Annotated in this window: 19 protein-coding genes; 11 read left to right on the top strand and 8 right to left on the bottom strand. The window is 53.6% G+C overall.

The window, feature by feature from the left end; genetic code table 11:
• Window positions 1-182: 182 nt before the first annotated feature.
• From BMX91_RS09470 to BMX91_RS09445, 6 genes are read right to left on the bottom strand one after another with little or no spacing between them, the layout of a single operon-like run.
• On the bottom strand, window positions 183-551 hold the full coding sequence (locus tag BMX91_RS09470; protein WP_092052893.1) for a YbgA family protein: 369 nt from the start codon (window positions 549-551) through the stop codon (window positions 183-185).
• A complete protein-coding gene (locus tag BMX91_RS09465) occupies window positions 544-1,050 on the bottom strand; it encodes a glycosyl-4,4'-diaponeurosporenoate acyltransferase CrtO family protein (protein WP_092052889.1) in 507 nt (168 codons plus the stop codon). Before BMX91_RS09465 ends, BMX91_RS09470 begins: the two co-directional genes overlap by 8 nt.
• Before the next feature lie 12 nt (window positions 1,051-1,062).
• Window positions 1,063-2,181, bottom strand: a complete 1,119-nt coding sequence (locus BMX91_RS09460; protein WP_092052885.1) for a glycosyltransferase — start codon at window positions 2,179-2,181, stop codon at window positions 1,063-1,065.
• Between the two features lie 28 nt (window positions 2,182-2,209).
• Window positions 2,210-3,715 (bottom strand): phytoene desaturase family protein, encoded by a 1,506-nt coding sequence (locus BMX91_RS09455; protein ID WP_092052881.1) that lies wholly within the window; start codon window positions 3,713-3,715, stop codon window positions 2,210-2,212.
• Window positions 3,716-3,744: 29 nt separating this feature from the next.
• Window positions 3,745-4,662, bottom strand: coding sequence for a phytoene/squalene synthase family protein (locus tag BMX91_RS09450; protein WP_092052877.1), 918 nt, complete (start codon window positions 4,660-4,662; stop codon window positions 3,745-3,747).
• Between the two features lie 23 nt (window positions 4,663-4,685).
• A complete protein-coding gene (locus BMX91_RS09445; RefSeq protein ID WP_092052872.1) occupies window positions 4,686-6,254 on the bottom strand; it encodes a phytoene desaturase family protein in 1,569 nt (522 codons plus the stop codon).
• A gap of 219 nt (window positions 6,255-6,473) precedes the next feature.
• Here BMX91_RS09445 and BMX91_RS09440 point away from each other — a divergent pair, with 219 nt between their 5' ends.
• The gene (locus tag BMX91_RS09440; protein ID WP_177168340.1) at window positions 6,474-7,379 is read left to right on the top strand and encodes a MerR family transcriptional regulator; all 906 of its coding nucleotides are present in this window, start codon (window positions 6,474-6,476) and stop codon (window positions 7,377-7,379) included.
• Between the two features lie 49 nt (window positions 7,380-7,428).
• Here BMX91_RS09440 and BMX91_RS09435 read toward each other — a convergent pair whose 3' ends face one another.
• Complete coding sequence (locus BMX91_RS09435) at window positions 7,429-7,863, bottom strand: YugN family protein (protein ID WP_092052863.1); 435 nt, start codon at window positions 7,861-7,863, stop codon at window positions 7,429-7,431.
• A 152-nt stretch (window positions 7,864-8,015) separates the two neighbouring features.
• Window positions 8,016-9,035: an LLM class flavin-dependent oxidoreductase gene (locus BMX91_RS09430; RefSeq protein WP_092052859.1), complete on the bottom strand. Its 1,020-nt coding sequence runs from the start codon at window positions 9,033-9,035 to the stop codon at window positions 8,016-8,018.
• 154 nt (window positions 9,036-9,189) lie between these two features.
• On the opposite strand from BMX91_RS09430, the gene BMX91_RS09425 reads away from it, so the two are divergent.
• From BMX91_RS09425 to BMX91_RS09375, 10 genes are all read left to right on the top strand, one after another.
• The gene (locus BMX91_RS09425) at window positions 9,190-10,002 is read left to right on the top strand and encodes a squalene/phytoene synthase family protein (protein WP_092052855.1); all 813 of its coding nucleotides are present in this window, start codon (window positions 9,190-9,192) and stop codon (window positions 10,000-10,002) included.
• A 44-nt stretch (window positions 10,003-10,046) separates the two neighbouring features.
• The gene (gene fni / locus BMX91_RS09420) at window positions 10,047-11,081 is read left to right on the top strand and encodes a type 2 isopentenyl-diphosphate Delta-isomerase (RefSeq protein WP_092052851.1); all 1,035 of its coding nucleotides are present in this window, start codon (window positions 10,047-10,049) and stop codon (window positions 11,079-11,081) included.
• 402 nt (window positions 11,082-11,483) lie between these two features.
• Window positions 11,484-11,972 carry a PTS sugar transporter subunit IIA gene (locus BMX91_RS09410; protein WP_092053961.1) on the top strand — a complete coding sequence of 163 codons (489 nt, stop codon included), beginning with the start codon at window positions 11,484-11,486 and terminating at the stop codon, window positions 11,970-11,972.
• 28 nt (window positions 11,973-12,000) lie between these two features.
• Complete coding sequence (locus BMX91_RS09405) at window positions 12,001-12,834, top strand: PRD domain-containing protein (RefSeq protein WP_092052844.1); 834 nt, start codon at window positions 12,001-12,003, stop codon at window positions 12,832-12,834.
• A gap of 19 nt (window positions 12,835-12,853) precedes the next feature.
• Window positions 12,854-14,296 (top strand): N-acetylglucosamine-specific PTS transporter subunit IIBC, encoded by a 1,443-nt coding sequence (gene nagE, locus BMX91_RS09400; RefSeq protein ID WP_092052840.1) that lies wholly within the window; start codon window positions 12,854-12,856, stop codon window positions 14,294-14,296.
• A gap of 31 nt (window positions 14,297-14,327) precedes the next feature.
• The gene (locus BMX91_RS09395; protein WP_092052837.1) at window positions 14,328-14,600 is read left to right on the top strand and encodes an HPr family phosphocarrier protein; all 273 of its coding nucleotides are present in this window, start codon (window positions 14,328-14,330) and stop codon (window positions 14,598-14,600) included.
• A 158-nt stretch (window positions 14,601-14,758) separates the two neighbouring features.
• On the top strand, window positions 14,759-15,421 hold the full coding sequence (locus BMX91_RS09390; RefSeq protein ID WP_092053957.1) for an ABC transporter ATP-binding protein: 663 nt from the start codon (window positions 14,759-14,761) through the stop codon (window positions 15,419-15,421).
• Between the two features lie 2 nt (window positions 15,422-15,423).
• Window positions 15,424-16,023 (top strand): hypothetical protein, encoded by a 600-nt coding sequence (locus BMX91_RS09385; RefSeq protein WP_143059368.1) that lies wholly within the window; start codon window positions 15,424-15,426, stop codon window positions 16,021-16,023.
• A gap of 4 nt (window positions 16,024-16,027) precedes the next feature.
• Entirely contained in the window at window positions 16,028-17,839 is a 1,812-nt protein-coding gene (locus BMX91_RS09380; RefSeq protein WP_092052830.1) for an FtsX-like permease family protein, read from the top strand.
• Window positions 17,840-17,873: 34 nt separating this feature from the next.
• Complete coding sequence (locus BMX91_RS09375) at window positions 17,874-19,250, top strand: VanZ family protein (RefSeq protein ID WP_092052825.1); 1,377 nt, start codon at window positions 17,874-17,876, stop codon at window positions 19,248-19,250.
• Window positions 19,251-19,361: the final 111 nt, after the last annotated feature.

The following is a 19,361-nucleotide window of genomic DNA, read 5'->3' as shown; positions in this document are numbered from 1 at the left end:
TGGGCGAGACGTTAACATACTTGATTGAGACGTTAACATACTGATGTGAGACGTTAACATACTTCATTGAAACGTTGACATACTCGCATGAGACGTTAACATACTTCACTGAGACGTTAACATATCCCCATATGAGAAAGGGCTGCCCATTTTGATGGACAGCCCTTTTTTCTATGGATCGGCTATTCGAGAATCGTGCTGTTCAGCAAATACTCGACATCATACTTTTCCGCAAGCCGGCGGAGAAACAGGAGAAGGTCCTCTTCGCGGGTGCTGCCCGAGGAAAAGCCGTCCATTAGTCTCCGGTATTCCTCCTTTTCCTCTTCGTCCGCCTGCTTCTTGAAGTAGCCCCACATATGCTGGACGGCATTCCGGACCGACCCGGGCGTTGCCGGAATTTTTACCGCCTCGCTGATCAGCATCTCGATTTCTTTGAGATCCGGTTGCCCCTTCAGGGTTTGCCTGATCTGGTCATAATGGGCCTGGCTGTGGTACATGACCCGGTATTTCTCGCGGCTCCACAATTCCTCCATCATGCGTCGTTCATTCATGGCCTTCCTCCTTATGTACGGTCATTCTGTCCGACAGCCTCATGAGGCGAGGGCGGTTAAAGCGCTGAATGAGGATAAACGGGATGTTTGCCGTGAGCGCATAGGCTACCATCACCCACCCCGCCCAAGGGGGGTTCCACAGGAAAAACAGAAACGCCGGCGGGATCAGCAGCCAATGCGTCCACTCGGCGCGCCTGGACTCGGCAACAAACTGCCGAAGATAATCGGCCGAACCTTCATCAAGCCGCTTTTTCGGAAACCCTCTGCCAAGCACGGAATCGCCGTCCGGCAGCCGGTCTTTCCACTGCCGGATCCGGAACAGCCGCTGCCAGGCACGGCCGCCCTGCTCCCAAAAACGGATGCGGGTGAGTGCAGTCTCTTTTTCGAAATAACGGAGCGGCATCCGGTACAGGGCATAGGAAATACCCAGATGAAACAGCGCCCATGCGGCAATATCCAAAACGACAGTCCAAACCACCGGAAGTTCGATTATCCGCATTGCGCTCCTCCTTTAAAGGTCAACCTGGCGTCCTCTCCAGGTGACGCGTTTCCGGATACGGACAGCATAAAGCGACCAGATAAAGACCGCCGTGAAAAACAGGAAGTGAAAGGGGTAAAGAAGCACTGTGGTGAACCGGAAGTTTCCGGCTTTCCGGATCAGCCTGAAGACCTCCAGGCCATAGAGGAGATAAAGGGCAGCTCCGGCAGTGATCCATCCGGCCATCCCGTTCCAGGCGGCAGCCGCAAGGGTTGCGGCCGGCATAAAGGCACCCGCGATCCACAGGCTGACGAGTGCGGTGACCGCGGGATGGGTGGAGCTGACGCCCGAAGCCATGCTTTTTGTCCAGCCTTCCACCAGACTGCGAATTCCGTCCGGGTACATCCGGAGCGAGATGACATTCCGGCCGCCCAGGCAGTAAACCGGAAGCCCGCTGTCACGGAACGCTGCACCGAGTGCCAGGTCGTCCATGAGCTCGCCACGGATCGCATGGTGGCCCCCGGTTCCTATGTAATCTGCCCGGCTGCAGAGAATGCACCCGCCAAATGCGCCCGCAGGCGGCAGGTTCCATCTTGCCGGCGTAAAGGTGTTCATGCCCGCCATGACGATCAGGTTAAAGACAGCGGACAGGTTCTCGTAGGGCCGCATGACAGTATGATAGGGCTGGACAGACAAAAGTCCGTTTCCGCCGCGCGCTCCGTACTCGGACACGAGCTTGTCCAAACTGTCCTGCGCCTGCAGACGGGTGTCGGCGTCAAGGAATAAAAAAAGCTCTCCGTTTGCGGCGGCAGCCCCCATCCAGCAGGCGGCCGATTTTCCGGCGGTGCCGTCCGGGGCAGAAGCGGAGCGGAGAACACGGGCTCCGGCGATTCGTGCGATTTCCGCCGTCCGGTCCGAAGAGTCATCGTCCACGACAATCACTTCCATGTCCGGATACAACTGATCCATGAGCGATTCCAGAAGAGGGCCGATCCGATGCGCTTCATTGCGTGCCGGGATGATGACAGAAAGGGAAGGGCGGGAAGTTTCCGGATGTTTTTTCGGAACGGGAAACCGCCATAGCATCAGTTTTCCTGCAAGGACACCCAGGACTGCAACCAGTGTCCCGGTCGCCATGAGTACAGTCAGCATGTCCGCTTCTCCTTTCGGCCAATGTCCGTCACTTACCGCGGTCCTTCCGGATGATCTTTCTCGCGGCCTGCTGTCCGCTCAGTGTCACCATCGGCATGCCGCCTCCGGGGTTTGCGGTGCCGCCGACAAAGTAAAGGTTGTCATACAGACTGCTTTCCTTCGGATGCTTGAAGCCGAGGTTACTTTTCCGGTCGGAAACCGTCCCGTAGATCGCGCCTCGGTGGGAGCCGTAGACCCGGCGGATATCTTCCGGTGTCCACATGTCTTCGGTCACGATATGGCTGCGCAGATCTTCGAGCCCCATTCGCTCCAGCTTAACCAGCACACGCTCACGGAAATCGACGTAGTCCTGCGTGGTGAACGGTTTATCCTGAATGTACGGAATATGCGGCAGGACCTTCAGGTTTTCGTGGCCTTCAGGCGCCTGCGCGGGGTCCGTCTTGTTTGCATTGACCAGATAGATCGTCGGGTCATCCGGAAGCTTGTGCTCGCGGAAGACCAGGTCCATCTGCTCTTTCAGGTTCTCCGAGAAAAAGAAATTGTGATGGGCAAGCTGCGGATAGGTCCTGTTAACCCCGAGGTGCAGCACCAGTCCGGAGCTTGCCGGTTCAAACTTTTTCTCGAGTTTCCGGATTTTATCCGATCCGACATTGAGCAGTTTTTCATAGAGCGGGATCACTTCCATATTGGAGACGAAGTGGTCGGCCTGAAGCTTTGTTCCGTCTTCAAGCTCGGCCCCGGTGATGGTCCCGTTCCCGTCTTCCGTCAGCTTGGAGATTTTCGTCCCGGTATGGAGCTCCACACCGGCCTCTTCCGCAAGGCGGGTCAGCCCCTGTGCGATCTGGTCCATGCCGCCCGGCACATACCAAACACCCTGTGAATGCTGCATGTAGATCATCATATTGAGGACCGCTGGCGCGTCATAGGGGGATGAGCCGACGTATTTGATGAAATAGGACAGCATCGTCCGGAAATGCGGATGGCTGATCCGTTTTTCGATGCTGCCATACATCGAGGAAAACAGGTCGAACCGTCTGAGCGCCGTGACCGGCCCGTGGTGGCTGAAGACTTCTTTGGCCGTGTCGAGCCCTTCATCGCCCAGGTATCCCTCTTCCGTGATGTCGTAGAGCCCCTTGGAGTATTCGAGCAGATTGCGGTATTCCCGGATATCCTTTTTATTCAGCGAATCATTTTCATGGAGCATTTTGTCCAGGTCTCCGTACAGGTCGATCACCGTGCCGTCGGGAAAGAATGAGCGCCACTCCCGCTCCAGGCGGACAGTAGGTATGTAGTCGGCCATCCGTTTGCCGGATGCATGGAACAGCCGCTCAAAAATATGCGGCATCGTCAAAATGGACGGGCCCAGGTCAAAGCCGAAGCCGTCCTGTTCCAGCCGGTTCAGTTTGCCGCCAAGGTGTTTATTCTGTTCATAGAGGGAGACACGGTAGCCTGCCTGAGCGAGCGAGATGGCTGCGGACAGCCCGCCGAGGCCGCCTCCTATGACCAGAGCCGTTTTCTTCTTTTGTGCATCCATGTATTCCCGTCCTCCTATTCCGTCCGCGGTCAGGGTGCCACATCCGCTGCCAGAGTGTGTGCCATACCTGTTTTTCGTGTAAGGCTTGCTCTCACCGCCAGCGCAATCCGGCTTTTTTCACGCTTGCCGACGACAGCGCGTCTGCTGAAGCAGTCGTAACCGTTGTTCCGGACTTCGTTCAGTATTCCGCGATACACGCCGGCGGACAGTGCAACCGGCAGCCGGCTGTCGTCGGAATAATCCCCAAGGGTTTCATTGAATCGGTCGTATAGATCTTCCGACCGGGCGGCCACGGCCTCCCACAGACTGGTGAACCGATCATCAATCAGGCGGTTTTCCAGGTCTTCCGATGTATAGCCGTGTTTGGCCATGAGGTTCCGGGGCAGATAAACCCTGCCTTTGTCACGAAGGTCTTCGCCGATATCCCTGAGGATGTTCGTAAGCTGCATGGCAACTCCCAGATCGGCCGCGTGCCGGCGGGTTTCCGCATCAGCACCGGGCGCGATGATCGGCAACAGCATCAGGCCGACGGATCCCGCGACAAAATAACTGTATTCCTCAAGCCGGCGGAGGTCTGCAGGCTGTCTGAAATCAAGGTCCATACGCTGGCCTTCCAGCTGGTCATAGAAGGGTTGGATATCCATGGTATAGCGTCTGAAGACGTCGCGCAGCGCGCGCCAGAGTGGGGTGTCCGCATCCTGCCCCTCCCGGAAGCGGTCCAATTCAGCCGACAGCCTGCCGAGGGCTGCCATACGTTCCTCCCGGCTGCCCGAGCTGTCGACACTGTCGTCCGCCGTCCTGCAGAATGCGTAGATGGCATAGACGGCGCGGGCTTTTTCCTGTGGAAGCCTGCTGAAGGCGTAATAGAAGCTTTTCGAGTGGCGCTTGATGATGGCTTCGCAATGGCGGTAATCCTCTTCTGTGCGGCGGCTGAAGGACGTGGTCATGTCGCTCTCCTCCTTATGGATTGTCATGTGGACGGCACATCCGATCCGGCTTCCACCGGATGCAGGGATTCCCGCGCGGCATCAGGGACGGTGCCAAGGTCATCAAGCATCAGTTCTTCCGTGGCGATTTTGGCGGACAGCAGAACAATCGGGACTCCGGCGCCGGGATGCGTGCTGCTTCCCGTGAAATACAGGTTCTCGCAGTTCTTGGCCTTGCTCTGAGGGCGGAGATGATTGCTCTGCGCAAGATTCGGGCGCAGCCCGAAGCAGGCCCCGTTATAGGCGTTAAAGCGCTTTTCGAAATCCGGGGGAGTCATGTAGGATTCGGAGATGATATGGCTTTCGATGTCGCCGAACTCCGGGATTTCCTTCAGCTTCTCAAAGACCCGGCTGCGGTAATGGTCGATTGTCTCCTGGGTCCACCCGTAGCTTGAGGCGGATCTGTCGGACACCGGAACAAGGATGTAAAGACCGTCCTTGCCTTCCGGTGCCATGGTCGGGTCCAGTTTCGAGCCGATGTAGACGTAGAAGGAAGGGTCATCCATCTGTTCTCCGGAAAAGATGGACTCAAGATTGGCGTTGAGGTCCTTGCTGAAGACAAAGTTATGGACGTTGTCGACTTCGTCGTACTTGCGGTCCATCCCGAGATACATCAGGAAGCAGGAACAGGAATACTTCATCTTGTCGATTTTCTTGTCGGTGTACTTGCCCTTGGCTGCCGTATCCAGTACAAGGTTCTTCATGGCGTACGGAAAGTCCGCGTTGCAGACGACAAAGTCCGCGCGCACCTCACGCCCGCCGGTCCGGATGCCTTCAGCACGGCCGTTTTGGATCAGGATGTCTTCCGCCGGGGAGTTGTAGTGGATCTTGCCGCCAAGCTCCAGGAAAAGCCGCTCCATGGCGGAGGCCATTGTGTACATGCCGCCTTTGATGAACCAGACGCCGTACAGGAATTCAATCATCGGGATCATCGTATAGAGGGAAGGGCCATTATAAGGGGAAACACCTATGTATAAGGTTTGGAAGCTGATCATCTGCTTGAGCCGTTCATTCTTGATATACTTCCCGACAAACTTGTCCGCGCTGTCGAAGGTTTTCAGCTTCAATGCCTGGCGCAGAACCGACGGATTGTAGAAATCGGAAGCGTTGCGGAACGGACGTTGAATAAAGTGGTTTTTGGCCACCGTGAAGCGTTCGTAGATCTCTTTCAGATAGGTCAGGAAGCCTTCCGCGTCTTCTTCACTGATGTCTTCAAGTGTCTTGGTCAGCTCGACAAGGTCGGAGGAGATGTCATACCGGTCGTCCGGGCCATTGCCGAAAAAGACGGAATACATCGGGTCCAGCCGTTCCATCGGGATATAGTCATCCGGATTTCGGCCTGCAAGTTCGAAGACTTCCCTGTACAGCTCGGGCATCATGACAATGGTCGGGCCCAGGTCGAAGCGGAACCCGTCCTGTTCGATTTTGTGCATCTTGCCCCCGGGAATGGCTTCTTTCTCATAGATTTCCACCTGGTAGCCTGCGTGCTGCAGGCGGATGGCGCTGGCCAGGCCGGCAACTCCGGCACCGATGACGATGACATGCTTGTTCATGATTTACTCCTCTCAGAATCTTTAATAGGGTTTGTTGAATTTGTATAATGTTTTTATCTTAACATTATACAATTAAAGTCGAAAATCAGGAAGAAAACAAGTATAATATGTTAATAGTTGTCTTCCCCTAGATTAAAAGGCCTAAACCCGTACAAGGTTTGGTGGAGATGATATACAATGTTGGTTAAGGATATTTTGAGAGCGGAGGAGGCGGGCATGATGAAGGAGCCGGTAGGCTATTACATTAAGGACGTTGCACGGATCACCGGTCTTTCCGAACAGGTCATCCGGAAATGGGAAGACCGGTATGGCATCGTCCGTCCGGTCAGGAAGGATAACGGGTACCGTGTTTATGGTGAGGAAGAGATCCGCAGGCTGTTGAAGATGCAGGCGCTGCGCAATGACGGGCATCCGCTGAAGCGTGCCGCGGAACTGGCAACGACTGAAGAGCAGACGGCCGGGACGGCGCAGCAACCGGAAAGCGAAGCCGGCCGGTATGTACGCAAGTTGATCGGACAGGGCGAGCAGTGCCATGAAGCTGAACTGGAGAGGCTCCTCCGGCAGGCGCACAGCGAACTCGGGCTGGCGCATTTTCTGGATGGAGTGGTCATCCCATTCCTGAAACAGGTCGGAGGCTTGTGGGAGCGGGGAGAGTGGGGGGAGTACCAGGAGTCTGTTTCAAGCCTCATTGTGAGGGACTTGCTTGTGAATATCCGGCGGAATGTCCGTCCTGCTCCCGGCGCCCCCCTCATCATCGGCGCCTGCTTCCCTGAGGAGCGTCATGAAATACCGGTCCATCTCATCCTGCTGAAAGCGATGATGAGGGGGTACAGGACGCATCTGGTCGGGGCTTCCCCCGCTCCCGGCGCGACCGAGTCGCTCATCCGGCAGCTCAAGCCCGACGCGGTCCTTTTATCGGCATCGACCACGGCACCATTCCTCCGCCATCCGGACGTGCTGGGCGAATTGGACCGCTTTGCCGGGGAACATGCGGATATTCGTTTTTATGCGGGAGGGGCGGGAGTCCGTCTTGCAGCGGCCGCAGGCAAACCGGTCCATATCCGGGTGACGGATGACGTAGAGCAAGTGCTGCGCGATCTGGATAACGATTATTCCAACACATAAATAAACCGGCACGGATAAAATCCCGTGCCGGTTTCTATTGTATTTGGGGTCAGCGGATCCGCCGCTCGTCCAGGAGAGGGAAGCTCTCGACAATTCCCTGGACGACCCGCTCGCCTTCTTCCTCCCAGTGGGATTTGCGGCGGATCGCTCCATCCTTTTCTTCGGGGCTCTGGAACTGGTTGAGTCCTGTGGTCGCCAGCAGGTCATCGCCTTCGTGGTCGAGGCCGACGTTGACCACATGCTTGAGGACGAACGGCTGGCCGAACACAATCTGTGTTTCGGGATCTTCCAGCATGCCGGAAACTACGTCGAACGGGATCCGGAGATAGATCGTCTCCGGGCCATCCTTATTCAGGATTCCGTCGAACATGGCCTCGTCGTATTCCCAGTTACCGCAAAGCGTAATATCCTTTTCTAGCAGGATCGGATAAATATCACCGAACCGTGCCTGTTTGCCCTGAAGGTCCGTTTCCAGTTTCAGCATGGTTCCACTCTCCTTTTCCCATCTCGTAGGTTGATACTCTATTCCCCGTATGACAGGAATTAACCTCGTGGAGAGATGGAGAGCAGATTCGCAATATGCCCACTTTCGTCAGATTCCGCGTAATTTCCCGGGAAATATGTCGGTTGCCGCGTTTAGCTTTGGGCCGCTTCCTTTAACACAATCATCGACCTCTTCTTGCTTTCCGGGCTGAACACAGGGGTGATCGCCATGATTTCATCGACGCCTGCAGAGGAAAGTTCATCCATCTGACGGCCGAGCGATTTGTTTGAACCGATCATGTAGGTGGCCAGGATATCCCGGACTTCCTGTTTTTCTTTTTCCGTCACAATGCCTGTAAGCGCTTCGGCAGGATCCGGCAGGTGCCCCTGGATGCCCCGGTGGAATCCGAACTGCACGTGTGCCGCACTGCGCGCAATCCATTCCGCTTCGTCATCGGTGTCCGCCGCGAAAACCCGGGCGGCACAAACCGTGTAGGGCGCTTCCGAAAAGCGGGACGGGCGGAAGTTTTCCCTGTACAGGCGGATGGTCTGCTCCATTTCATCCCGCTCCGCATTGATGAATCGGGCAAAGGCATACGGCAGGCCTCGCTCCGCAGCAAGTTGTGCGGACGCGGGGCCGGTTCCGAGGATCCACGGGAGCGGCTTTTGGATGACTGCAGGGGAAGCCTTCAGATAGCCGCTCATCGGATGGCTTTCCGGGAGGTCGTCCTCCAGGTACTCGATCAGTTCGCCGACCATTTCCGGGAACCTTTCCTTATTGCGTGGCTTGGCATCGGTGAGTGCCCGGCCGCCCTGCAGCGCGATTGTCGGCAGGTGCGTGCCGCCGGGTGCCTTGCCGACACCAAGGTCGACGCGGCCCGGGGCAAGCGCGCTCATTACGCGGAAGTTTTCGGCCACTTTGTACGGCGCGTAATGGGTCAGCATGACCCCTCCCGTGCCAATCCGGATCGTCTCCGTCTGCGCCAATAGATGTACTGCAAGGATTTCGGGAGAGGAGCCGGCAATCGTGTCCGAACTGTGGTGCTCCGATACCCAGAACCGCCGATAGCCGAGCTGTTCGGCAAGCCGCGCCGCCTCCACTGTACCGGCGAACCCCGCCTCGGGGGTCTGCCCTTCCGCCAGCTGTGTCTGGTCCAGCATACTCACTTGCATCTGTGCCGCCTCCTTTCTGCAAATGCTATCGGCCTGATATCAAATTTTCAATCAATGTACACCGGAGAGAAGGGGAACGGACTGTATTTATCGAAAAAATTGAGTTACGATGAAAGGTATATCATTCACTTTACGAGGAAGGATCGGGATCAAAATGAGTGGGTTTCCAAAAGATGCGCTGCGAGTACTGAAAGAAACAAGCCGGACATTTTATATTCCGATTACTTTTTTGCAGAAAGAACTGAAAGCTTCCGTCGCCTCCGCGTACCTTGTTTTCCGGGCAATTGATGAGATAGAGGACCACGAAGAGCTCGGCAACGACCTTAAGCACTCGCTCCTGATGCAGGTGGGCGAGCTGTTTACGCAGCCGTTCGACAATGAACGCTACCTCGGCATCCTCGGGCCGGTCAAGGAGCGCATGCCCGAAGTGACGCTCAGGCTTGCCGACTGGATGGAGGCCTGTCCGGAAGCGGTGCGCCCGAGAATCGCGGATGCCGCCCGGGAAATGTCCGAGGGCATGGCAAAGTGGGCCAAGGCGGGATGGAAAATCCGCACACGTGAGGACCTGGACGATTATACGTACTATGTGGCAGGGCTTGTCGGCGTGCTGCTGTCTGATCTTTGGGGACACTATGCGGGTGAAAAGACGGACCGTGAGCTCGCGATCGGCTACGGACGCGGCCTGCAGGCGGTCAATATCCTGCGCAACGAGAAGGAAGACATGGACGAGCGCGGCGTCCGCTTCGTGCCGGACGGATGGACTCGCGATGACCTGTTCCGCTATGCGGAAGAAAATCTCTCCAAGGCGGATCAGTATATGAAAGCGCTCAGCACAAAAAGCGTCATTCTGTTTTGCCGCCTTCCACTTGCCCTTGCCCATAAGACGCTTGGCGCGCTGAAGGACGGGCGCGAGAAGATGTCACGGGATGAAGTGGTCCGGACGGTCGAAGAGGTCAGTGTCGACTGACGTTTCCGGAACCGGTACAGCAAAGACAGAAGGCGGTGTTGGCGATGGCCGGCTCAATAGAACAGAGGAAATCGGAACATATTCAGATCACACTCAATGAAAAAGTCACAGGGGATGCCATCACGACCGGATTCGAGTCGTATGCGTTTATCCATAATGCCTTGCCGGAAATCGATTTTGCGGATATTTCAACTGAGGCTGAATTTCTGGGGCATGCGTGCCGGACGCCGTTCCTCATCTCTTCGATGACCGGCGGGACGGCGCTTGCCGAAACAATCAACCGGAACCTGGCAGAGGCTGCCGAGGAACGCGGCTGGGCTCTTGCGCTTGGTTCGACAAGGGCACTCCTCGACAGCGACGGCCATCCGCCTTCGTTTCTCATGCGTCGGTACGCGCCAAACGTGCCGATCATTGCGAACATCGGCGCCGTTCAGTTCAACTACGGCTACGGCATCGATGAATGCAGGCGAATCGTCGAGCTGACGGAGGCTGACATGCTCGTCCTCCATCTGAACAGCATCCAGGAAGTGGTCCAGGACGGTGGAGATACGAACTTCAGGGCGCTCCTCGGGAAAATCGAAACACTCTGCACAGGGCTCGGTGTGCCGGTCGGCGTCAAGGAAGTCGGCTGGGGCATCGACGGCGAAACTGCACGGCGCCTGACAGATGCAGGCATTGCGTTCGTCGACGTCGCAGGTGCCGGCGGCACATCGTGGAGCCAGGTGGAAAAGTTCCGCTCCAAGGATCCGGTGCGCCGGGCTGCAGCGGAGGCGTTCAGCGACTGGGGCATCCCGACGGCCGACTCGGTCCGGATGGTGCGGGCGGAAATCGGCGGCCGGACGCTTGTTGCAAGCGGCGGCATGCGGACGGGTCTTGATGCCGCAAAAGCGCTGGCGCTCGGCGCTGACTTTGTCGGGTTCGGCCGTTCGATCCTGAAAGAAGCGACACAGAGCACGGAAGATGTGCTGGAATCGATGGCCGTACGCGAGATGGAACTCCGCATGGCGATGTTCGGCATCGGCGCATCGAATCTTCGCGAACTGAAGGATACGCCCCGCCTTGTGAGAAAAGGTTTTTGAGTGTTAACGTTCCGGCTTCGGCCGGGGCGTTTTTGTTTGCGGCGGGCAGATTGTCAACGTTTCAGTGAACTTAATCAACGTTTCAATGAAGATCATCAACGTCTCAATGAAGATCGTCAACATCTCAATAAACTTAATCAACGTTTCACTCGACTTCATCAACGTTTCCCCGGAGCTGCCGCGCATTGATGCGAATTTTCGCAAAAAATGTAAACGCTTTATTGATATGTAGATTTATCTGTGGTATTCTGTACCCATAAATTCACAGCGGTCTCATGTGACTGATCCGATCAGGCATGGGGGCAAGAGCGGAGCCTGGGGGCTTTCGCTATGCTCCCATGCCTTTTTACGTCCCGGAAAGGGGCCGCGCCGAGTGACAATCCCGAAAGGTGGAATGTGCGGATGCTATCCAATCTGTTCAAGAAAAAAGACAAGGAAGAAAAAGTGCTGGCACCGGTTTCTGGCCAATTGATGCCGATTGACCAAGTGCCGGACCCGGTATTCAGCGGCAAGATGATGGGAGAGGGAATCGCCGTCATGCCGGATTCGGGGAGCGTCGTCTCGCCGGTAGACGGAACGGTCGTGATGGTCGCCGACACAGGCCATGCAATCGGTATCCGCTCAGCACAGGGCACGGAATTCCTGATCCATATCGGGCTCGAAACAGTCGCGCTTAAAGGCGAGGGTTTCAACGTCCTGGTCCGCCAGGATGACAAAGTGACCGCGGGCCAGCCGCTGATCGAAGCGGACTGGACTTATCTCGGAGAAAATGCCAACAGCACGGTCACGCCGATCGTCGTGACAAACGGGGAAGGAAAGACGGTCCGGCCGGTAGCGGAAGGCACCTGCACGGCAGGGGAAACCGTGATTATGACGGTCACTGCAGGCTGACCCGATTTTCGACTGGAGGAGGAGTCCGATGAAAATCAGCAAAATCCTCAATAACAACGCGGTGATCGTACGTGACGGAGACAGGGAGAAGGTCGTGGTCGGAGCCGGAGTCGCCTTCGGCAAGAAGCGAAACGATCCCGTCCCGGCCGACAAGATCGAGAAGGTATTCGTCATGACGGAGAACGAGCAGCTCAGCCAGCTCCTCGGCCGGATACCTGAAGAACATTTCACGGTGTCGGAAGCGATCATCTCGCGGGCGGAGAAAACGCTCGGAACCAAGCTGAACGAGCACATCCATCTCGTTCTGACCGACCACCTGTCGTTCGCCATCGAGCGGACAAAAGACGGCATCCACGTCAACAACAAGCTTCTCGGGGAGATCCGCCTCCTGTATCCGAAAGAGTACGGCATCGGGCTGTGGGGAATCGGCCATATCCGCGACACGCTCGGTGTGGAGATGCCGGTCGACGAGGCAGGGTTTATCGCGCTTCACCTCCATACGATGAAGCCGCATGGCGGAGACCTGAACGATACGATCCGCCAGGCGACCATCGTCCGTGATATGCTGCGCTCAATCCGCGCCTGCCTGCGGAACGAGATTGAGGAAGATGATATTTCATACCAGCGGCTCGTGACGCATCTACAGCATTCCGTCGCCAATCTTGGCAGGTATGATGCGCATACGCTCGACAGCGAAATGGCGGAGCTGATCCGCACCCGTTACGCAGAATCGTATCACTGCGCAAAGGTGATGGCGGCGGAAAGCATGCGGCTGCACGAAATCGATATACCGGAATCGGAACTGGCATATATTGCACTACACATCGAACGGCTCAGGAATCCGGAAAACCAGGGGACATGACGAAAGGGGGAAATTGAAGATGAAAAAGTATTTGCAGAGGCTGGGGGGCTCCCTTATGCTTCCGGTCGCAGTCCTTCCGGCTGCGGCGATACTGATGGGGATTGGTTACTGGATCGACCATGACGGCTGGGGATCCGGCAACGTCTTCGCGGCGTTCCTGATCACGGCAGGGGACTCGATCTTGAAAAACATTCCGATCCTGTTCGCGGTGGGGGCCGCAATCGGGCTTTCCAGGGAAAAGGATGGTGCTGCGGCACTGAGCGGCCTGGTAGCCTACCTCGTGGTCACCTCGATGCTATCGACCAATTCGGTAGGACTCTTGACGCAAACAGACCCGGAAAACGTGGATATGGCGTTTGGCCAGATTCAAAACGCATTTATCGGTATTCTTTCAGGGATCATCGCATCCATCATGTACAACCGGTTCAGCCAGGTGAAGCTGCCTGACTTCCTGGCGTTCTTCAGCGGCAAGCGGCTTGTGCCGATCATGTCGGCTGTGGCCATGCTTGTTGCATCGGCGGTCCTGTTCTTTGTCTGGCCGATCGTCTACGGCGGACTTGTCGCATTCGGCCAGTCGATCCTGGACCTCGGGGCGGCGGGTGCCGGAATCTATGGATTCTTTAACCGCCTCCTGATCCCGACCGGACTGCACCACGCACTCAACGCCGTGTTCTGGTTTGACACGGTCGGCATCAACGACATCGGCAACTTCTGGAGCAGCACCGGTGAACAGGGCATCACAGGCCGCTACCAGGCCGGGTTCTTCCCGATCATGATGTTCGGATTGCCGGCGGCGGCACTTGCGATGTACCACACGGCAAAGACCAAACGCCGCAAGCAGGCGGCCTCGCTCATGCTGGCAGCCGGATTCGCCTCGTTCTTCACGGGCGTTACTGAGCCGCTTGAGTTCTCGTTCATGTTCCTCGCACCTGCACTGTACGTCGTGCACGCAGCGCTCACGGGGCTGTCACTCTTTATCGCGGCCTCGTTCCAGTGGACGGCAGGCTTCGGATTCAGCGCCGGGCTGATCGACTTTGTGCTCAGCCTGCGCATCCCGATCGCCAACATGCCGCTCATGCTCCTTGTGCAGGGCTTGTTCTTCGCGCTCATCTACTACTTCCTGTTCCGCTTCCTCATCCGGAAGTTCGACCTGAAGACACCTGGGCGTGAAGACGATGAAGTCGTCGAAGAAGCGGAAACGGCAACAGGCGACGACAAGTTCAAGTCGATGGCCGCGAAAATCTACGACGGTCTTGGCGGCAAAGACAACGTCCGCAGTATCGACAACTGTGCAACAAGGCTGCGGGTTGAAGTGGCTGACATGGACAAAGTCGACCAGAAGAAAATCAAATCCACCGGCGTCCCGGGTATTAATGTCGTCGGTAAGCACAATATCCAAGTCATCGTCGGCACGAGCGTCCAGTTCGTTGCTGATGAAGTCAAAAAACTGCACAAAAAATAATCTTAAAACGGACTAACGGAGGCGTTTCCAGATGCAAAAGACATTCAAAATCACAGCACCCGAAGGGCTTCACGCCCGTCCCGCCACACAGCTTGTTTCGGCGGTCAACTCGTTGGACGCTGACATCCAGCTGATCCACGGCAGCAAGTCGGCCAACCTGAAGTCCATCATGGGCGTCATGGCACAGGCCGTCCCGCATGGCGCGACCGTCACGATCACCGCAGAAGGCGTCGAAGCCGAAAAGGCGATCGAAAAGGTGACCGAGGTGTTCGTCTCCCAGTCACTCGGGGAAGAAACGGAATAAGAGAGAAGTGCTGCGGTAGTTGCGATTGCCGTGGCGCTTTTTTTACTTAGTCGTTTTAGCAGGTGAAATAGAATTTCTCATAATCCTGTGAATGAAAAAATGTTAATATGATACATAAAGAGAGAGTTTCTTGATTGAGGTTACGTATGGTGGAGAAGATGGAAAACCAGCTGATTGCCGATAGGATTTCAAAAACATTCAACGGAAAAACTGTAGTGTATCCGACGAGCTTGAAGATCCAAAATGGCAGCATCCATGTGATTGAAGGGAAGAGCGGATCTGGGAAATCGACCTTGCTGAGTATGTTGGGTGGAATGGAAAAGCCAGACAAAGGGGAAGTTCGCTTTAAGGGTTCTTCACTTTACCGACTAAACGATATCGAGCAATCAAACATCCGGGGAACCTCTTTTGGTTATGTCTTTCAATCGTTTCATTTGATCCCTGAGTTGACGGTGAAAGAGAATATTGAGTTACCTCTGCAATTCAATCCTCGAGGCGTTAAGAAACACAGGGTTGATGAGATTGCGGATGCGCTGGGCATTTCATCTCAGTTGGAAAAAAGACCTGACTTTCTATCCGGCGGTGAACAGCAGCGGGTTGCCATCGCGAGGGCCGTCATCACGAATCCTGACATCTTATTTGCAGATGAACCAACTGGTAACTTGGATCAAGCCACGTCTAAAACTGTTGTAGAACTCTTAACCACTCTTGTGGAGTCCATGAACATCAGTTTGGTTGTAGTGACACATGAACAAAACCTCTTTTCTCATCCCCATCATCTCTATCAGATGGAGAATGGTCGTTTAAGAGAGGTGGATTGAACGTGTTTAAACTAGCGATGAAGCTAATGCTCTCCAGAAGAAAATGGTTAATCGTCATCGTTTGTTCGTTTGCGCTAATGCTAGCAGCCACATTCTCCATCCTGATGGCTTCTGAAACGATCAAGTCAAACCTGAAAAGAGCAGCCTATCAAAATTACGGGGAACACACCGGCGTTATACTGGGCGCGGAAGCTTCGAAAGAAGATGTCCGCAAGAATGCTGACCGCGTCGGTGAGTTTGCATTATCTGATCGGCTGATATTGAAAAACGGCAAAGTGGTATCCGTTGGATGGTTTGATGAAGAGGCTCTTGGGCTAAGTCACATCCGGTTATCCGAAGGAACATTTCCAAGCAAAGCAAATGAAATCGCGATTGAACGTTCCTATAAGAATTTGCTGGATAAACAGGACGGTCAAGTGTGGAAAATCGGAGAAAGCAAACTTCTTGAATTTGAAAGCGGCCATGAGCAAGTGACATTAGCCGGAGTTATTGAGGATTATTCAGCAAACTGGTCGGTGCCGGCAGGTGTGGAGAAAGGCAAGGATGATTTCCCGAACATCATAACCTTGAAGCCAGACCCCCCCCCCCTATCAGAAGCATAACTATATGTTTCAAATCAAGGCCAATAAATACACTGCCCTTGATCAAAGTTCCAGTTTGATCAGTGATTACGGCGAGGGCTTTATTAATTCACGACTTTTACATACGGGGCTTATCGATTATGGGACTGTCTCAACCGTGGCCTTCGCGTTTCAAATTGTGGTCATCTGCCTGTCCATTATCAGTATTTTAACCCTGCTCTCCTTTTACTTTGCAAATACAGTGAAAAAGATCGGCATATTTAAAGCGGTTGGCGCAAATAGCCTACATCTATTTTCCATCATCAGCTACCAATACTTGATTATGCTGTCTGTCGGCATATTGTTTGCAGTTCCGATGTCCATCCCGCTTACCCATCTGATTGTGGAGAACACATATGACAATGGAAAACCGAACGATTTAAATGGGGCCTATATCATCGGGCTGAATCTTGTCATGATTTTAATCATTTCTCTGTGTGTAGTTTTGAAGACCATTCAAGGTGTCAGAAAGGACCATGCATCTTCTGTTGCCTATTCGCTGCGCGGCAACACTCAACTGCTGGATATTTCAAAGCTGAGAACTGAGAAATTTATTCTTAAACAGTTGTATATGCAAGTCATTACATATAAAAAGTGGTCCATCCTTACCGTTCTGTCATTGTCTCTTTGCATGCTGGTCATCACCCTGTCAATCTTCATTCAAAAAGAGACTGCTGGGATTTGGGGCAGTGATGTCGACTACTACATCACAGCGCAACAGTCGTTTCAGTCCAAAACAATTGGCCATCTGGAAGTTTTAAAAGAGGAAGGGCTCACAATTTCAGCAAATGACGTCAATCGGATCGAAAGCTTACCTTTTGTCTCCAATGTAGAGAAAACTCCCTTCATGGTCGATGTCCACCCTTTAATTGAGGAGGAGTTTATCCCGCAATCGCTTGGAAGTTGGATATCTTCCCTAGACCCTGAGGAGGGGGCATATAAGGATAAACGAATCATCCCCCATGCCAATTACCAAGTGGTAGATGCAAAAGGATTTGAAGAATTATACGGAGAGAGATCGTTCGAAGAATTTCAGGGAAAAGTGCTTCTATTGTTACCCTCAGGCATTCATGGCGAAAACTTAAAAGGACATGAGATGCAATTTGTGAGGAAATACAAAAGCGGATCAGGCCTTAAAACACAGGAATGGACGTACCCCATCTATGATGTCATGTATGCTTCGGAAGTAGGAATAGAAGATTTGGCTTTCACGGTTATTTTAGACGAGGAAACTGCTATTAAAAATGGAATATTCCGAGGGTATTATAATCTCTCCATTTCTATCAAGGATTATTTGTCCGAAAAGCAAACTGATGAGCTGGAATCCATTCTGAGCGAAATCGTTTCCACGACACCGGGGAGTCTATATCAAAAGATTTCCGATTTTGAAATCGAAGACACAAAGATTTCGTTCTTCTTCGGTTTCCTGGGCAAACTCTCCTATAGCACAGCCATTTTGTTGGCTGTTATCAGTACGATCACGATGATATTCGGTAAATACAACAACCAAAAGCTCCGTTGGGGAACTTATATGTCCTTAGGGATGAGTAAAAAGCGGGTAATACAATATCTGGGGTTGGAGTTGCTCCTTTACCTGGTCTGCGGGTCCATCATCAGCACGCTGATCTTTTTGTCCATGGCGTTCTGGATTGGCCATGTATATCCAATATCCCTCTACTTGCTGTATCACTTGCTTTCGATTGCAATGATCAGTCTATTGCTTCTGACAGGCATTTGTTTAGTCAGAAACCAGATTAACAAACACTCGATACACGATTTGCTGAGAAGAGATGAATAAGTAAGATGAAATTTTTAACGCGGGGTGGATAAAGGTGAGACTGGCAGAACTGATTGGGATTGTGAAAGAAAATTTTTATCTGGCTGTAGTAGTGGTCATTGCATTAGGTGTCCTGTTTTTCCTGTTGAACAGAAGTTCTATAGGAAAAGGAGATACCAAAAAGCGGTTGGTTTTGTTGGCCTTGTTCATAGGCTATTTGATCATGGTCATCGGCGTCACCTTTCTGAACAGGGGGCCGGGCTACACGAGCAACGTGGACTTGTCCCTTTTCTCCTCATACCGGGAAGCTTGGTATCTTTACAGTACCCGGCACTGGCAGTTCATCTATTTGAATATCCTGATGTTTGTCCCGTTCGGCATGCTCGTTCCGCTGCTGAACCCGCGCTTTAAACAGGCGCTTTGGATGATCGGGGCAGCCATGCTGTTCACACTGTCCATTGAAAGTCTCCAACTGATCACGGGTTACGGGACGTTTGAGGTGGACGACCTGTTCAATAATCTGTTGGGCGCGGTCATCGGATACGGTCTCACAATGGGTTTCCTTTCCCTGAAGGAGAAGAAGGGAGTAAAAAGCTCCCTCATCTATCTGACGCCCTTATTGGTCACAGTCATTTTGTTTGGAAGCATATTTGCCTATTATCATTCCAAGGAGTACGGGAATCTCTCCATCGTCCCGGCGAACCGGGCAGACATGAAACAGGTCGAAGTAACGACCAACGTAACGTTGGATGGCAGCCGAAAAACTGTCCCCGTCTATCGGGCACCCAGTTATACGAAAGAAAGGGCAGACGAGTTTGCCAGAGAGTTTTTCGGAAGGATGAAGATTGATCCGGCGGAAATTGAGGATATTTCGTATCCCGATGAAGGGCTGTATCGGGTACATGGAGATTCCGCCTACCAACTGTCATTTCGGTTTCTGGATGGAAGCCATAGCCTGACAGATTTTTCTCTGTTGGATGATGGCCGTGAACCGGCAGACGCAGACGAGGGGAAGGTAAAAGCAAGCCTGAAAAAGTACGGGCTGGAAATTCCCCCTGAGGCCAGCTTCCGAAGGATCGATACGGGGAAGTATGAGTGGACGGTAAATCAAGAGGTAAGCGGGAACCGGTTTACGGACGGTAAGTTGTCCGTCACCTACTATAATGACGGGACGGTGAAGGAATTCGATAACCGCCTGGTTACCTATGAGAAACAAAAAGATGTCCGGATCAAAAGCGAACAGGAGGCCTATCAGGAGCTTTTGAAAGGGAAGTTCCGGAACTTCTCGGAAAAACGAAAAATCGGCAACCTGCAAATCGATGAGATGAGGATAAGCTATGCGTTAGACTCGAAAGGCTACTACCAACCCGTATATGCCTTCGAAAGTATAGTGGATGGTACGGAGATGACCATCCTGGTTCCGGGAATCTAGAAAGCCATCACTTACCTTGGTTTGGAAAGGACGGTTCCAATGGAGAAAATGTTGAAAGTCCTCATTGCGGTTTCATTAATCATCCTGGCCGTTAATAGCTTCTTCGTCGTT

The organism is Bhargavaea ginsengi, from assembly GCF_900109165.1.
Classification (GTDB): domain Bacteria; phylum Bacillota; class Bacilli; order Bacillales_A; family Planococcaceae; genus Bhargavaea; species Bhargavaea ginsengi.
The sequence above is the reverse complement of the archived record's forward strand: the minus strand, read 5'-3'. Positions and strand labels throughout refer to the sequence as shown.

Excerpts from the sequence above, each read along its gene's own strand:
- BMX91_RS09450 (WP_092052877.1), bottom strand. The coding sequence starts at position 4,662 with ATGACCACGTCCTTCAGCCGCCGCACAGAAGAGGATTACCGCCATTGC.
- fni (WP_092052851.1), top strand. The coding sequence starts at position 10,047 with ATGGCCGGCTCAATAGAACAGAGGAAATCGGAACATATTCAGATCACA.
- BMX91_RS09425 (WP_092052855.1), top strand. The coding sequence starts at position 9,190 with ATGAGTGGGTTTCCAAAAGATGCGCTGCGAGTACTGAAAGAAACAAGC.
- nagE (WP_092052840.1), top strand. The coding sequence starts at position 12,854 with ATGAAAAAGTATTTGCAGAGGCTGGGGGGCTCCCTTATGCTTCCGGTC.
- BMX91_RS09380 (WP_092052830.1), top strand. The coding sequence starts at position 16,028 with ATGTTTCAAATCAAGGCCAATAAATACACTGCCCTTGATCAAAGTTCC.
- BMX91_RS09390 (WP_092053957.1), top strand. The coding sequence starts at position 14,759 with ATGGAAAACCAGCTGATTGCCGATAGGATTTCAAAAACATTCAACGGA.
- BMX91_RS09445 (WP_092052872.1), bottom strand. The coding sequence starts at position 6,254 with ATGAACAAGCATGTCATCGTCATCGGTGCCGGAGTTGCCGGCCTGGCC.
- BMX91_RS09410 (WP_092053961.1), top strand. The coding sequence starts at position 11,484 with ATGCTATCCAATCTGTTCAAGAAAAAAGACAAGGAAGAAAAAGTGCTG.
- BMX91_RS09435 (WP_092052863.1), bottom strand. The coding sequence starts at position 7,863 with ATGCTGAAACTGGAAACGGACCTTCAGGGCAAACAGGCACGGTTCGGT.
- BMX91_RS09455 (WP_092052881.1), bottom strand. The coding sequence starts at position 3,715 with ATGGATGCACAAAAGAAGAAAACGGCTCTGGTCATAGGAGGCGGCCTC.
- BMX91_RS09430 (WP_092052859.1), bottom strand. The coding sequence starts at position 9,035 with ATGCAAGTGAGTATGCTGGACCAGACACAGCTGGCGGAAGGGCAGACC.
- BMX91_RS09395 (WP_092052837.1), top strand. The coding sequence starts at position 14,328 with ATGCAAAAGACATTCAAAATCACAGCACCCGAAGGGCTTCACGCCCGT.
- BMX91_RS09440 (WP_177168340.1), top strand. The coding sequence starts at position 6,474 with ATGAAGGAGCCGGTAGGCTATTACATTAAGGACGTTGCACGGATCACC.
- BMX91_RS09470 (WP_092052893.1), bottom strand. The coding sequence starts at position 551 with ATGAATGAACGACGCATGATGGAGGAATTGTGGAGCCGCGAGAAATAC.
- BMX91_RS09465 (WP_092052889.1), bottom strand. The coding sequence starts at position 1,050 with ATGCGGATAATCGAACTTCCGGTGGTTTGGACTGTCGTTTTGGATATT.
- BMX91_RS09405 (WP_092052844.1), top strand. The coding sequence starts at position 12,001 with ATGAAAATCAGCAAAATCCTCAATAACAACGCGGTGATCGTACGTGAC.
- BMX91_RS09460 (WP_092052885.1), bottom strand. The coding sequence starts at position 2,181 with ATGCTGACTGTACTCATGGCGACCGGGACACTGGTTGCAGTCCTGGGT.